Source organism: Enhygromyxa salina (assembly GCF_000737335.2).
GTDB lineage: Bacteria > Myxococcota_A > Polyangia > Nannocystales > Nannocystaceae > Plesiocystis > Plesiocystis salina_C.
The window spans coordinates 98,673-112,576 of record NZ_JMCC02000090.1; the positions used below are offsets into that span (position 1 = coordinate 98,673).

The 13,904-nt window shown below is 69.5% G+C and carries 7 protein-coding genes; 4 read left to right on the forward strand and 3 right to left on the reverse strand.

Translation table 11 applies throughout. From position 1 onward, the window contains the following. Window positions 1–155: 155 nt before the first annotated feature. Window positions 156–2,072 carry a translational GTPase TypA gene (gene typA, locus DB30_RS29890; RefSeq protein ID WP_052555360.1) on the reverse strand — a complete coding sequence of 639 codons (1,917 nt, stop codon included), beginning with the start codon at window positions 2,070–2,072 and terminating at the stop codon, window positions 156–158. Window positions 2,073–2,181: 109 nt separating this feature from the next. Between typA and DB30_RS29895 the strand changes: the two genes are divergently transcribed. Then, a complete protein-coding gene (locus tag DB30_RS29895; RefSeq protein WP_052555362.1) occupies window positions 2,182–3,129 on the forward strand; it encodes an alpha/beta hydrolase family protein in 948 nt (315 codons plus the stop codon). Between the two features lie 23 nt (window positions 3,130–3,152). After that, complete coding sequence (locus tag DB30_RS29900) at window positions 3,153–3,881, forward strand: hypothetical protein (RefSeq protein WP_146661211.1); 729 nt, start codon at window positions 3,153–3,155, stop codon at window positions 3,879–3,881. Here the strand turns inward: DB30_RS29900 and DB30_RS29905 are convergent. Further along, on the reverse strand, window positions 3,878–4,408 hold the full coding sequence (locus tag DB30_RS29905; RefSeq protein ID WP_146661213.1) for a hypothetical protein: 531 nt from the start codon (window positions 4,406–4,408) through the stop codon (window positions 3,878–3,880). The genes DB30_RS29900 and DB30_RS29905 overlap by 4 nt on opposite strands. 110 nt (window positions 4,409–4,518) lie before the next feature. Here DB30_RS29905 and DB30_RS29910 point away from each other — a divergent pair, with 110 nt between their 5' ends. Further along, window positions 4,519–6,099: a hypothetical protein gene (locus DB30_RS29910; protein ID WP_052555368.1), complete on the forward strand. Its 1,581-nt coding sequence runs from the start codon at window positions 4,519–4,521 to the stop codon at window positions 6,097–6,099. 22 nt (window positions 6,100–6,121) lie between these two features. On the opposite strand, the gene DB30_RS29915 is transcribed toward DB30_RS29910, so the two are convergent. Further along, the gene (locus DB30_RS29915; RefSeq protein ID WP_146661215.1) at window positions 6,122–7,168 is read right to left on the reverse strand and encodes an NAD-dependent epimerase/dehydratase family protein; all 1,047 of its coding nucleotides are present in this window, start codon (window positions 7,166–7,168) and stop codon (window positions 6,122–6,124) included. A 184-nt stretch (window positions 7,169–7,352) separates the two neighbouring features. Between DB30_RS29915 and DB30_RS29920 the strand changes: the two genes are divergently transcribed. After that, window positions 7,353–13,430 carry a protein kinase domain-containing protein gene (locus DB30_RS29920; RefSeq protein ID WP_052555372.1) on the forward strand — a complete coding sequence of 2,026 codons (6,078 nt, stop codon included), beginning with the start codon at window positions 7,353–7,355 and terminating at the stop codon, window positions 13,428–13,430. The last annotated feature ends 474 nt before the right edge of the window (window positions 13,431–13,904 follow it).

The window sequence follows — 13,904 nt, forward strand, 5'->3', positions numbered from 1 at the left end:
GCCTGCGACCGCTACATGTGGTCGAGTAGGCGTTGGGCCGCTGCGATGGTGTCAATCAGACAACGTCGGACGGGTGGTCGGTTTCACGCGGGCCAACAAAAAAGCGGGACCATGAAGGTCCCGCTCTCGCGCAGCTGGGGATATGAGACCCACCCTCAGGCAGACGCAGCGGCGACCACCGCGGCGGAGGCCTTGAGCATCCGCTTGCGGACGTTGTGGTCCAGCCAGCGCTTGCGCAGGCGCAGGTTGCTGGGGGTGACCTCGATCAGCTCGTCCTCTTCGATGAAGGACAGCGCGTCCTCGAGGCTCAGCTCGCGCGGCGGCGTCAAGAACACCTTCTCGTCAGCGCCGCTCGAGCGCACGTTGGTGAACTTCTTGTTCACGTTGGGGTTGACGATCAGATCGTTCTCGCGGGCGTGCTCACCCACGATCATGCCGGCGTAGGTGCGGACCTGCGGGCCGACGAACAGGACCCCGCGCTCCTGCAGGCGCGCGAGCGAGTAGGTCATGCTCTCGCCTGCCTCGAGCACGATCAGGACCCCGCGCGGGCGGTTGCGGGTGGCCCCGAGGTGCGGGCCGTAGCCCGCGAAGATCGAGGCCATGATCCCGGTCCCGCGGGTGTCGGTCATGAACTCCGAGCGGTAGCCGATCAGGCCGCGCGCGGGGATCTTGAAGCCCATCTTGGTCCGCCCGTTGCCGAGCTCTTCCATGGTGGTCATCTCGCCGGTCCGGCGGCCGAGCTTGTCGATCACGGCGCCCGCGTACTCGGAGTCGCACTGCACGAGCAGGTTCTCGTAGGGCTCCTCGAGCTTGCCCTCGGCGTTCTCCCGCAAGATCACGCGCGGGCGCGAGACGCAAAACTCGTAGCCCTCGCGGCGCATGGTCTCCATCAACACCGAGAGGTGCAGCTCGCCGCGACCGGAGACCTCGAACTCGTCGGCCGACTCGGTGTTGTCGACGTGCAGCGCGACGTTGGAGCGCAGCTCGCGAAACAGCCGCTCGGACAGCTTGCGCGAGGTCACCCACTTGCCCTCGGTGCCGGCGAAGGGGCCGTCGTTGACGCGAAACCGAACCGCGAGCGTGGGCGGATCCACGGACAGGGCCGGGAACATGCGGCGGCGCTCGACCTCGGGGTCGCTGAGCGTGTCGCCGACCTGCAGCGAGCTCATCCCGGCGATCGCCACGATGTCACCCGCGCTGGCCGAGGCGACCTCGAACCGGCCGAGGCCACGAAACGCGAGCAGCTTGGCGACGCGGAACACCTCGGTGCAGTCGCGGACGGGGTCCGGCGTGGAGCCGGGCGTTGGGCGGATCTGCGCGAGCCGCTTGCCGGCCTCGATCGTGCCGCTGTCGATCCGGCCGATCGCCAGATAGCCCAGGTAGTTGTCGTGGTGCAGCGTCGACACCCACATCGCGGGCGGGGCGTCGAGCTGGACCTGCGGCGCCGGGGCGCGCTCGATGATCAGATCCAGGATCTGCGAGATCGGCAGGCGCTCGCCGTCCTCATCGTCGGGCTCGGCGACCACGTAGCGCTCGCGCGCCGAGCAAAACACGACGGGGAAGTCGAGCTGGTCGTCGCTGGCGTCGAGCCCGGCGAGCAGATCAAAGGTGCCGTCGACGGCCGCGTGCGGCTCGCAGCCAGGTCGGTCGATCTTGTTGACGACCAGCAGGATCTTCAGGCCCATCTCGACGGCCTTCTCGGTCACGAACCGGGTCTGCGGCATCGGGCCCTCGAACGCGTCGACGACCAGGAGCACGGCGTCGACCATGTTGAGCACGCGCTCGACCTCGCCGCCAAAGTCGGCGTGGCCGGGGGTGTCGACCAGGTTGATCCGGTGGTCTTTCCACGACAGCGCCGTGGGCTTCGAGGTGATCGTGATCCCGCGCTCACGCTCGAGATCGCCGCTGTCCATCGCCCGCTCGGTGCCGACTTCGGTGCGCTCGAACGCCCCGGCCTCGGTCAGCAGGGCGTCGACGAGCGTGGTCTTGCCGTGATCGACGTGGGCGATGATCGCCAGGTTGCGGATGTCGTCGCGGGTATGGTTGCCTGTGGTCACTAGGCGGCGGAACATGCACGGGCGTGCGTGCGTGTGCAAGCGTGCGCATGTGTGGCGGCGCGCGGCGTGAAGCGCTCGATCGGCCAGGATGGACCTTGGCCGCCACCCATCGCACACTCGCGTCATGCCTGGGCCACGCCTTCTGCAAGCCCTGCCGAGCGCCGCCGCGCTCGCGCTGGCGATGAGCGTCGGACCCGCCGGATGTCGCAAAACCGAGCTGGAAGCGCCCGATACCGTCACCAGGCCGATCCCAAGCACCCCCTACCTGGCCCGCCGGCACGCCCGCGACACCAAGCTCCGCGTGAGCGGACCGTCGCCTGGCAAGTTCAACGAGTACCGACCCTCGAGCGGGGTCATGGCCGTGACCTATCCCTCAGGCGACCTCTCGCTGGCGGCCTGGTATGCGACCCCGCTCGGCGCCAGCGGCTCGAACCGCGCGCCGGCCCTCGTCTATTTTCACGGCGACTTCGCGTTTGGGCCCGACGACTTCGAGGCCGTGCGGCCCTTCGTCGACGCGGGCTTCGTCGTGATGACGCCGATGCTCCGGGGTGAGAACGGCAACCCCGGCGACTTCGAATTGTTGTGGGGCGAGGTCGACGACGCGCGCGCGGCGATCGAGTGGGTCGCCAGTCAGCCCATGGTGGATCGCCGCCGGATCTACGCGTTCGGCCACAGCATCGGCGGCGGCGTGGCGGCGATGCTGAGCTTGTACCCAACCCTGCCGCTGCGGATCACCGGCAGCTGCGGGGGCATCTACATGCCCGAGACCTTCTCGCGCTGGGCCGCCTCCAAGCAAAACGGCGAGCTGGTCCGCTTCGACGCCAACGATCCCGAAGAGACCGAGCTGCGCGTGCTCGGTCCCAACCTCGCGTGGATGGTCCACCGACATGTCGCGTACGTCGGCGATGACGATCCCTGGTTCGTCGACAACGCCGCCGCGCTCGAGCGGTCGGCGTGGGCGCTGGGCAAGCCGTTCGAGCGGGTGGTCGTCACCGGGGATCACATGCAATCACTGCAGCCTGCGCTCGCGGCTTTCTTGGCCCTGACCCAGGCGGACTTGCCCCCGCGATAGGGCGCGTCGGCTACACTGCTGACGTGGTGCGTATGTCGGCGAGCATGTGGATGGTGTTGGGCGTGCTCGTATCTGGATGTACCGGTCCAAGTCCGAACCCCAATCAGCCCGGCAATAGTGAGACCGGCAAGAACGAAGCGCCGAGCCCCGAGTCGAGCCCGGCGCTCGAGCTCGCGGCCGAGCAGGCCGAGGCCCAGGCTTGGATCGCCCGCTACCAACGCGGAGAGGTCTCGATGACCAGTGATGACCCGCGGGTCGAGTATGTCGCGACCGCGCACGACTCATGCGAGCCGATGCCAGCCACGCGCCCACCCGGGTTCGAGCTGAGCTACTGGGAGGACCCCTACGAGGGCATGGTCGAGACCTTCTATGGGATCGCGGCCGCCGACGTGGCGGGGGCGGCCGGCGGGGCCTGTCACTTCGAGTGGGACATGTTGTGGGTCGATGCGCCCGCGGGCGCGTGCGTCTTGCTTGGCCCAGCACAGCTCGACGCGCTCTACGCCGCGCTGCGTGCCCTCGAGATCTGGCGGATCGAGTCCAAGCCAACCGAGTCCACGCCCCACTCCGTCGGGCACGGGTTGGTTGTTCGCTGGCCGGGCTCACGCTGCGAGCTGCTCGACGTGCACAGCGTCTCGGAAGTGGTGCAGCGCGACGCCGCGGCGTTCCGTGCGGCGCTCGATCAATTCAGGCGCGCCTATGACCAAGCACACCAAGCAGGTCAGCCGCCAGCTGGACCTGCAGGCGCCGACTAGTCGGCGTCGCGCGGCACACAGATCCGCGCGAAGTTTTCTGCGATCGGATCCGCAGGGTCTGGCGCGACATACAGCCCGCCGACGCCGGTCCCGACGCACTTGTAGTTCGAGCGGCAGTTCTTGTCGGTCTTGCACTTGCGCCGGCAGCTGGTCCGCGCGCGGATCTCATCGGCGCACAAGCCCTCTGGCAAGCACACCTCGTTGGGCAGGCAGTCGTCGCGAAGGATCGCGCCTTCGCTCGACATCGGGATGTCCTCGAGCTCCGGATCACAGGTGATCGACAGGAACTCGCTGGCGTACACCTTCACGCACTCGGCCTCGTTGGGGCACACCCCAAAGCTGCAGTTTTCGACGATGCACTCGCCCTCGCCTTTGCTGTCGCGCTGGGACACGTCACACTGCCGGATCACGTTGAGCCCGCAGTCGGTCGCGCGCTTGCATTTGTCGCCAACCTGCGGCTGGCAACCGAGCGCCGACAAGGACAGCGCAAGCAGCGCTAGCGCCAGCATGGGTCGGTGGGCGGACATGAACCGGCGGAGTGTAGACGTCCGGCCCGCCGCACACCAGTACAGGCCAAGACCCCGCAGGAGTCGCTTGGATCTATCTCCCCGAGCCGCGTACCCTGGCTCGACCCAAGATGACCCTCGACGACTTCCTGAGCGCGCTCGAGAACCTGATCGAAGATCGGGAGAGCAGCGACGATGAGCCTGGCGTGGGTAACTTCAGCTGCGAGGACTGTCGCGCGTGCAACCACTGTCGGTTCTGCATTGGGTGTGACACCTGCGAAGACTGCACCTACTGCGAAGAGTGTCTGGACTGCACCAGCGGCACGCAATGCAAGCGCTGCGTTGGTTGCGAGAAGGTCAGCTATTGCGACGACTCGCGGGACTGCAAGGAGTCTCGCTACCTGACGCTGTGCGTGAGCTGCACCGACTGCGTGCACTGCCTGGCGTGTGTGGGGCTGACCGGCGCCGAGTTCTACGTGCTCAACGAGAAGCGGACGCGCAAGGAGTACTTCGCGCTGCTCCGCCAGGTCCAAGAGCTGATGCAGACCCGGATGGAGGCCGGCTGGCGTCCGCCGGGGATCGGGCTCGCCAGCGAGATCATCGACGCCGTGACCGCGAGCCGCGATCCCCTCTTGTCGGCCGCGCCGTGGCTCGGCGAGGGCCGTGGGGACGTTGGAGCGGTCGAGGAGGATCTGTTCCTCGATTCTGGAGAGCCCCCGCTTGGGGTCGATGAGCTCGAGCGCGAACCCGACTTCTCTAATTCAGGGTCGGACTCACGGTCGGACTCCGGGTCGGGCTTAGGGTCGGATTTAGGGTCGGGTCCCGGGTTCGGGTCCGGGGCTGGCTTCGGGCGCGAACCTGCGCCCGACGACCGCGAGCAGGCGTCACCCGGGTCCCGCGAGCGCTTCGACGTGGGACGCGAGCGTCCAGGTCGCGGCGGGTACGTCCAAGAGGATCGACCGAGGCCGGCCGGCCGGGGCGAGTACGGTCGGCCAACTCGGGACGACTACGCTCGGGACGACTACGCCCGGGACGACTACGCTCCACGCGACCACGCGCCGAGGTACACCGACGACCAAGAGGGTCGAGACGACACCGGGAGCAGCGACTGGGCCCGAGAGCCGCCGGAATTTGGCAGCAGCTACTTTAATGCGCGCAGCGAGGACCCCCAGCGCGCCCGAGACACGCGCGAGCCGGGCCGCGGCGAGCTTGGCCGGTCCCGCCCACGTACGGACTACGGCGAGGACCTGGGTCGGGATCTCAGCGTCGATCTCGACGCTCCAGATGTCCCGCATCGGCAGGATCAGCAGCCGACCCAGCCCTTCACCCGTCGGGCCGAGCCCGAGCCCCTCGAAGCGGCAGTCTGGGATGACGCGCACGCGCCCCGCGAGCCTCACCGCGAAGACACCCGCGAACGAACGGCGGCGCGGCGACGCGACCTCGACCGTGATCATCGGGAGCCCGCAGACGAGTCGCCGTGGGAGGATCGAAGCGGGCACAATCAAACCAGCAGCGGCCAGGCCAACCGCCGCGGCAGCCTGCGCCAAGCAGGCCGGCCCAAGCGGCCCCCCGAGCATCCGGGCCCGCGCGAGGTGACGGGCACCGGGAGCTATCGAACGGGCAGCGCGCCCGAGCGCGGCGGCACGGGCACGGGCACCAACACGGGCGGCACTGGGCTGCGCCTGGGCCGAAAACCAAAGCGCCGACGCTGAGGTTCGCCGGAGAAGTCCAAGGTCAGTGTCGGCTCGAGATCTTGCCGATCTCGCAGAAAAATTCGTAAGCCTCGCGGACCGCCTCGCGGATCGACGTTGGTTGATAGCCAAGCTCGTCGCGGGCCAGCGAGATGTCCGCGTGGCGCTCCATCGAGAGGATCTCGATCGCCCCGGGCGTCAGCCGCTGGGGCGCGTCGGGGACGACCCGCCGCACCGTCGCCGCGTACGCGTGCGAGACCGCCTTCATCACGGGCACGGGCATCCGCAGCCACGGCTTGGGGCGTCCGACCCGCTCGACGTAGAGGTCGAGCAGATCATCCAGGGTCAAGAACTCGGTCGACAACAGGTAGCGGCGGCCGGGCTTGCCCTTGGCCATCGCTAGCAGGTGACCCTCGACCAGGTCGGCCGCCCGCACGAACTCCGAGCCGCCCGGCATGTAGCCGCGCAGATCTCCGTTGGCGAAGTCGACCAACACCTTGCCCGTGCGCGAGGGCAAGAAGTCGTGCGGGCCGATGATCCCCGTTGACACCGCGACCACGGCCTCGAGCCCGTCGGCGACGCCCTTGAGCAGCTCGTGCTCGGCGAGGGTCTTGCTGCGCGCGTAGGGCAGCCAGTCGATGAAGGGATAGAACGGCATGCCCTCGTGAACCGGACGCGAGGGCGCGTCGGGGTCGATGCCGATGCCGGAGAACGAGCCAGTCAGGCACAGCCGATCCACCCCTTCTTCCAGACTGCCGCGCACCATGTTGCGGGTGCCGAGCACGTTGATCTCCCAGATCTCGCGCTCCTGCGCGGGTGTCGGCGCGCGCGTCGAGACCTTGGCCGCCGCGTGAAACACCTGGCCGCAGCCGCGACAGGCTTCGCGCATTCGCGCGGGATCGCGGATGTCTCCCGCGAAGCGCTCGAGCTCCAACCCGTCGAGGGCCCGGTTGTTGGCTTCGGGCTGAAACAGCGCGCGAACTTCGTGCCCCTCGGTGAGCAGCCGACGCACCAAATTGGCCCCGAAGTGGCCGCTACCGCCAGTCACGAGGGTCTTGCCGCGGGGCGGTCGATACGCTGGGTCAGCCATCGCGGCACGATCTACCAGGCCCAGGCCAGCGATGGGGTGTTCGTCGTGGGGATCCTGACTGCCTGTGCAGCGGATCACCGGCTTGCGCGACTTCTCACGTGTGGCCGAACGATCAAAGCCCACCGCAGTGCGAGTATTTGTCGGGGATCACTTGGCCACTCTCGCGCCGAGCTCCCGGACCGTCATGCAAGAGCTTCCCATCGATCTAGTGGCCGCGATCCAGGCTGGAGACTGTGTGCTGTGGACTGGCGCGGGGATTGGGGCCCTCGTCGAGCGTCCAAGCTGGGCCGCGCTGCTGGCCGAGCTGGCCGCTGGCGCCGAGCCAGACACCCAGGCCGAGCTCGAGGGTCTGCTCGCTCGCGGCGACCGCCTGACCGTGCTCGATTGGCTGCGGCGCCATCAAAGCGACGCGCTCGAGGCCTCGCTCGCCGCCAAGATCGACGAAGACAAGCCGCTGCCCCCAAGCCTGTGCGCGCTCGGTCAGCTGCGCTGGCGTGGGTGCCTGGCTACCGTCTACCCGGATCTGCTCGCCCGCGCGCGCGAGGCTGGGGGCCACGAGCGACCGCGGGTCAGCCGTGACGCCAGCAAAGGCATGCCGCGCGACCACGTGCTGCACACCTCGGTGAGCGAAGATCTGCGCCGTGATCACGATCTGCGCGAGCTCGTCGAGGAAGCCGTGCGGACCTCCACCTTGGTGCTGCTGGGCTTCGAGCTCGGCGACCCCGATCTGCGCCAGATCCTCGCAATCTTGCGCCGGATCCCCGCATCGGGCGGGTCCCACTACCTGTTCTTGCCCGAGATCGGCGGGATCGAGGCGGAGCAGCTGCGCGAGCGCAGCGGGCTGCAGGTCTGCAGCCTGCCCGAGGGCGGCGTCGACAGCTTGCTCGATCGCATCGCGACGGCGGTCGGTGACGAGCAGGCCGAGTCGCGCGCTCCCGAGCGGCTCGCGGCGCTCGAGCTCAGCCGCGTGCTGCGACCGGTGCCGGTCCGCGTCGACGTTGGCGTGGACGCGGCGTTCGCTGTCGATCCCCACGAGGTCGACCTGCTCGTGGACGCGCTGCCGGGCGGCATCGAGTCGCTGCCGGCGCGGGATCTGCTCCGCTTGGGCAGCGTGTGGCTGGCCCACGCGCGCGTGTCGGGCAAGACCCAGAGTCGCTGGCACAAGCGCGCGCGCAAGGCCTTCGTCCAGGTCATCGCGCTCGACGACGACGCCCGCGACATGCGTGTGGCGCGGTTCAACCTCGCGTTGCTGGCGCTGGTCGAGGGTGACGAAGAGGCGGCGCGGACCGGGCTCGAGGCCGCCGCCGAGCAAGATCGCAACCTCGCCTTGGTCTCGCCGCGGTTTGCGTTGGCGACCGTGCGCGGGCGCGTGGGCTCGCGGATCTGGCTCGAGTGCCACGACCGCGCGGCTGACAACGAATTGGTTGCGATCGAGGTCGGCACGCTCGGGCGCCCCGTCAGCCCCGACGAGCGCCGCCGCTTCATCGAGCAGGTTGGGGTCCTCGCCGAGATCGATCACCCCGCGCTGGTTCGGGTCCGCGAAGGCGTCGCCGAAGGCCGCGTGTTTGGCGTGATCATGCAACCCGAGCAGGGCGTCCCGCTCGCGCGCTTGCTCGAGCAGACCGCCGAGCCGCTCGCGCTCGACAAGGCGTTTGAATTGATCGGCCCGCTGATGGAGGTCGTCGGCTTGGCCCACGCCAAGGGGCTCGTCCACCGCAACTTGCATCCGCGCCACGTGTTGATCACCCAAGACGGCGCCAAGCTGCGCGGGTTTGGGTTCTTGCCGCTGGTCTCGTGGTCGCGCCCGGCGATCGTGCGCGAGAACCATGGCTACGCCGCGCCCGAGCTGTTCGCGGGGGCGGCCCCAAGCCCAGCCAGCGACACCTATGCCCTCGCCGCGCTGCTGTACCGCTGCATCACGGGCAAGCTGCCGCTTGGCTCGGTCCCCGCCCCCTCGCGCTTGGTCACCGGCATCGACATGCGCGTCGACGCGCTGCTGGCCAAGGCGATGCACCCCGACCCCGAGCAGCGCCCGGACCCCAAGGGCCTGCGGACCGAGGTCGCGACGATCCTCACGACCCCCCACAAGTTCGACCAGGTCGCCGCGGCCACGCCGGTCGAGCAGCCAGCACCCGCGGCGCCGGCCAAGCCAACCGGCCCGGTCAAGCTCGTCGAGCCCGAGGACCCGGACGACCTCGACGCCTGGAAGTGGATCCTGGAGCAGAAGTCCTCGCACCTGCCCGCCCGCGAGGCGATCAGCCGGATCGAGCGAGAAGCCCGCGCGGCCCAGCGTTGGGATCGCGTGGCCGAGGTGCTCGACATCCGCGCGCGCTCGAGCCAGGCCGAGAGCGAGAAGATCGTGCTGTTGCGCGAGCTCGCCGAGATCAGCGAGCAGCGCCTCGACGCGCCGGGCACCGCGCTCGACGCTCTGTTGCTGCTGATCGACACGATCTCGGTCAACGCCCAGGTCCCGCTCGTCGAGGATCTGCTGCGGCTCGCCGAGGTCACGGGGCGCTGGGCAGCGGTCGCCGAGAAGCTCCACGCCGTGGGCCGGCGGGTCCCGTCGGCCGCGGATCAGCTGCGGATCCTGAGCCGGGCCGCGCTGATCTACCTCGAGCAAGCCGGGGATCTGGGCCGGGCGATCGCCGTCTACGAAGACGCGCTCGACCTCGAGCCCGAGAACTTGGATCTGCAGCGCGCCGCGTTGGTCGCCTACCGCAAGGCGGATCGGCCGGCCGAGCTCGCCACGGGGCTGCTGACGATCGCCGAGCTCGAGACCGGGCCCGTCCGCCACGAGGCGCTGATCGAAGCCGCGCAGATCCTGGGTGATCTCGGCGAGTTCGACGGCGCGCTCGAGGCCGCCGAGCACGTCCGCGCTGAAGATCCCGAGAACCATCGCGCGCTCGCGGCCAGCGAGCAGTGGGCGCGGGAGCTCGAGCGCTGGGACTTGCTGGCCAAGGTGTTGCCGGCCCAGGCCGCCGGCAACCTCGACGACGCCGAGGCGACCGCGCTGCGCAAAGAAGCCGCGCAGATCATGCTCGAGCGGCTGCAAGACGAAGCGGGCGCGATCTCGATGTACCGCCAGATCATCGAGCGCGATCGCAGCGACAAGACCACCGCCGAGGCGCTGCTCGAGCTGTTGCGGCCCAAGGCCAGCGGCGACTCGGGCGAGGCCGCCAGCGCCCGCGAGGGCCTGATCGACGCGCTGAGCGTGCTCACCGACATCACCGAGGACACCGGCCGCCGCGCCGAGCTGCTCGCCGAGGCCGCGGGCCTGCTCGATCGTGAGCCCGACGGCGGCGAGCGTGCCGCGGACTGTCGTGAGCGCATCGTCGAGACCCTGCCGGTCGATCACGCCCTCGTGCTCGACGCCGTCGCGGGCCTGACTCGCTTCTACCTGAGCCAAGACGCCCACGAGCCCCTCGCCGAATTGCTCGAGCGCCGCGCCAAGTTGACCGTGCTCGGCCGCGAGCTGCGGGTCAGCGCGTACAAGCAATTGCAAGAGCTCGCCGCCGGTCCGCTCGAGGATCCCGCGCGCGAGCGGGCGGCGCTCGAGGGCCTCGTCGAGCTCGAGCCGGCCGAGGGGCGCTGGCGTGATCTGTTGATCGAGCGCCTGCGCGACGCCGGCGAGCAAGAGCTGGCCGAGCAGCTCCTGCGTCAGCGGATCGCCGACGCCGACAGCCCCGCGGATCGGGCCTCGATGTTGGTCACCGTCGCCCGCATGCGCGAGCGCGCGGGTGAGCTCGAGGAGGCCGAGGCCCGCGTGCGTGAGGCGCTCGAGCTCGACGAGTCCGCGAGCCGGGCGTGGGCCTTGCTGCGCGAGATCCTCGAGCAACGCGACCGCCCGCTCGAGGCGCTCGAGGCCCAGATCCGGGCCGCGCAGACCAGCGACGATCCACGCGTGAAGGTCCGCGAGCTGTTCGCCGCCGCCACGACCTGGGCGCAGACCCTCAACAAGCCCGAGCGCGCGCTGCCGCTGATCCGCGAGATCGTCCAGCTCGATCCGCATCATCCAGGCGCGACCGGCATGCTCGTCGAGCGCCTCGTCGAGCGCGGCGAGCTCAAAGAAGCGTGGCCGCACGCGGAGCGCTGGGTCGCCCAGACCCGCGCTGGCAGCCCCGAAGATCGCGAGCTCAACGCCCGCGTCCACGCGCTCGCCGGTCGCTGCGCCCTCGCGGTTGGCAACAACGCCGAGGCCCGCGAGCTGCTGCGCGACGCCAAACAATTCGATCCACGCAACCGCGAGGTCGGTCGCGCGCTCGCGGATCTCGAGCTCGAGTCGCAGAGCTGGGACGCCGCGCTGCGGGCCTACCAAGGGCTCGCGATCCAGGCCGGCGAGGGCGAAGAGCCGCGCGTCCAGGCCGAGCTGTACCTGCGCATGGGCCAGGCTCGCCAGGGCATGGGCGAGGCCAGCAAGGCGCTCCAGATGATCGAGCGCGCCCTCGACATCGACCCTGCCTACGTCGACGCCGCCCGGTTCTTGGTCAGCTTGGCCGACAGCCCGGCCCGCGAGGTCGAGGCCAAGCAGCGCTTGCTCACCGTGCTCGAGGCCGAGCTCGCCAGCTACGACGAAGACGACGATCGCCGCGAAGCCAAGGATCAAGAGATCTTGGATCTGCGCCTCGAGCTCGCGACCACCCTCGCGGATCAGCTCAACCGCCCCGACGAGGCCGTGGTCCTGCTGCGGGCCGTGCTCGCCCGCCGACCCAACGACATCTCGCTGCTCCACCGTTCGCTGGATCTGTTCAGCAACGCCGAGCAGTGGGCCGAGGCCGTCGGCGTGCTCGATCGGCTCGCAACCTTGCAGGATCAGGGGCCGATCCGGGCCAAGTACCGCTACGCCGCCGCGTCCTTGATGCGCGCCCACAACCTCGACACCACCGGCGTCGTCGTGCGCGCGCGGCTGCTTGGCGTGCTCGAGGCCGATCCTCTCCACGACAAGGCGTTCAAGGCCGTCCGCGACAACCTCGAGTCCAGCGGCGAGTGGCGCGAGCTGTCCAAGGTGCTGCGCTCGCGGCTCAAGATCACCCCCGAGGATCAGCCCGAGGTCCGCATCGATCTGCTCGACAGCATCGCCTCGATCTACGACAGGCACCTCGACGACAAGCGCACCGCCATGATCGCCTATGAGCAGGCGATCACGCTGACCAAGACGCTTGGCGCCAGCGACGACGACGAGCGCCAGACCGAGCGCCGCAACAAGGTCATCTCGCTGTCCGTGCAGCTAGGCGACGACGCCCTCGACAAGGGCATCGAGCAGGTCCAGGCCCTGATCCGCGACAACCCGCTCGACTACGACAGCTACCACCGCCTCGTCGAGCTGTACCTCGCCGCCAAGCAGCGCGACGCCTCGGTCGCGGTCTCGCGCACGCTTCGGTTCCTCAAGCAGGCCGACGAGGCCGAGCTCGAGCTCGCCGCCGAGCTAGGCGACAACTACCAACCACCCCGCGGCACGATCTCGCGCAAGCAGTGGCGCGACGTCATCTTGCCCAGCCACCCCAGCTCCCGCCTCTCGGATCTGTACGGCCTGCTGTGGCCGGTCATGGCCGCGCGCGAGGGCCTGACCCACGCCTCGGCCAACGTCGACCGCAGCCAGCGCGAGACCGTGACCATGCAGGCCGCCGGCGTGACCCGCTGGGTCGCCTACATGGCCCAGGTCATCGACATCCCCCCGCCCGACCTCTACCTGCGCAAGGGCGAGCCCGGAGGCTTCCGCGTCACCGCCCTCGGCGATCCCAAGGGCGTCTACCCAACCCTGCTCGGCGGCGACGAGGCCCTTGGCCGCCAGCCCGACGCCGCCCTCGCCTTCCGAGCCGGCCGCGCCGTCGCCTCCACCCACCCGCACCTGCTCGGCGCCTCGGTCATGCCCTCGGTCTCGAGCCTACGCAACGCGATCTACGGCGCCGTCGGCCTCACCCACCCCCAAGTAGCGATCCCCAAAGAGCTCCGCGACCCCGCCCGCGGCTGGGCGGAAGCCATAAAAAAAATGCTCCCCCCCTCGCGCCTAGACGATCTGCGCAAGGCCGTCGCCAAGGTCATCGAGCGCGGCGGCGCCGACACCAAGTCATGGCTCCGCGGCTGCGAACACGCCAGCGCCCGCGCCGGCTTCCTCGTCAGCGACAGCCTAGACGTCTCCGCCCGCGTGATCCTACAAGGCAGCCCCAACGCCTCCGTCGACGGCCGCGAGCTGATCAAGGGCCTGATCGCCTTCTCGGTCTCGACCCCTTATCTAGAGCTCCGCCGCACCTTGAAACTCGGCTGAGTCACCCAAGCGAGTGCGCCCCGCCAAAGGGAAGGCGTCACTTCGCCCACACTCCCCCGCCGCCAACGAGATCGCCGCCCCGTCGAAGGGAAGGCGTCACGTCGCCCACATTCCCCCGCCGCCAACGAGAGCGCCGCCCCGTCGAAGGGAAGGCGTCACTTCGCCCACATTCCCCCGTCCCCAACGAGAGCGCCCACCCCGTCGAAGGGAAGGCGTCACCTCGCCCACATTCCCCCGCCGCCAACGAGAGCGCCCACCGTCGAAGGGAAAGCGTCACCTCGCCCACACTCCCCCGCCGCCAACGAGAGCGCCCACCCCGTCGAAGGGAAAGCGTCGCCTCGCCCACATTCCCCCGTCCCAGCGAGAGCGCCCACCCCTCCAAAGGGAAAGCGTCACCTCGCCCACATTCCCGTCCCCATCGAGAGCGCCCACCCCGTCGAAGGGAAAGCGTCACCTCGCCCACATTCCCCCGCC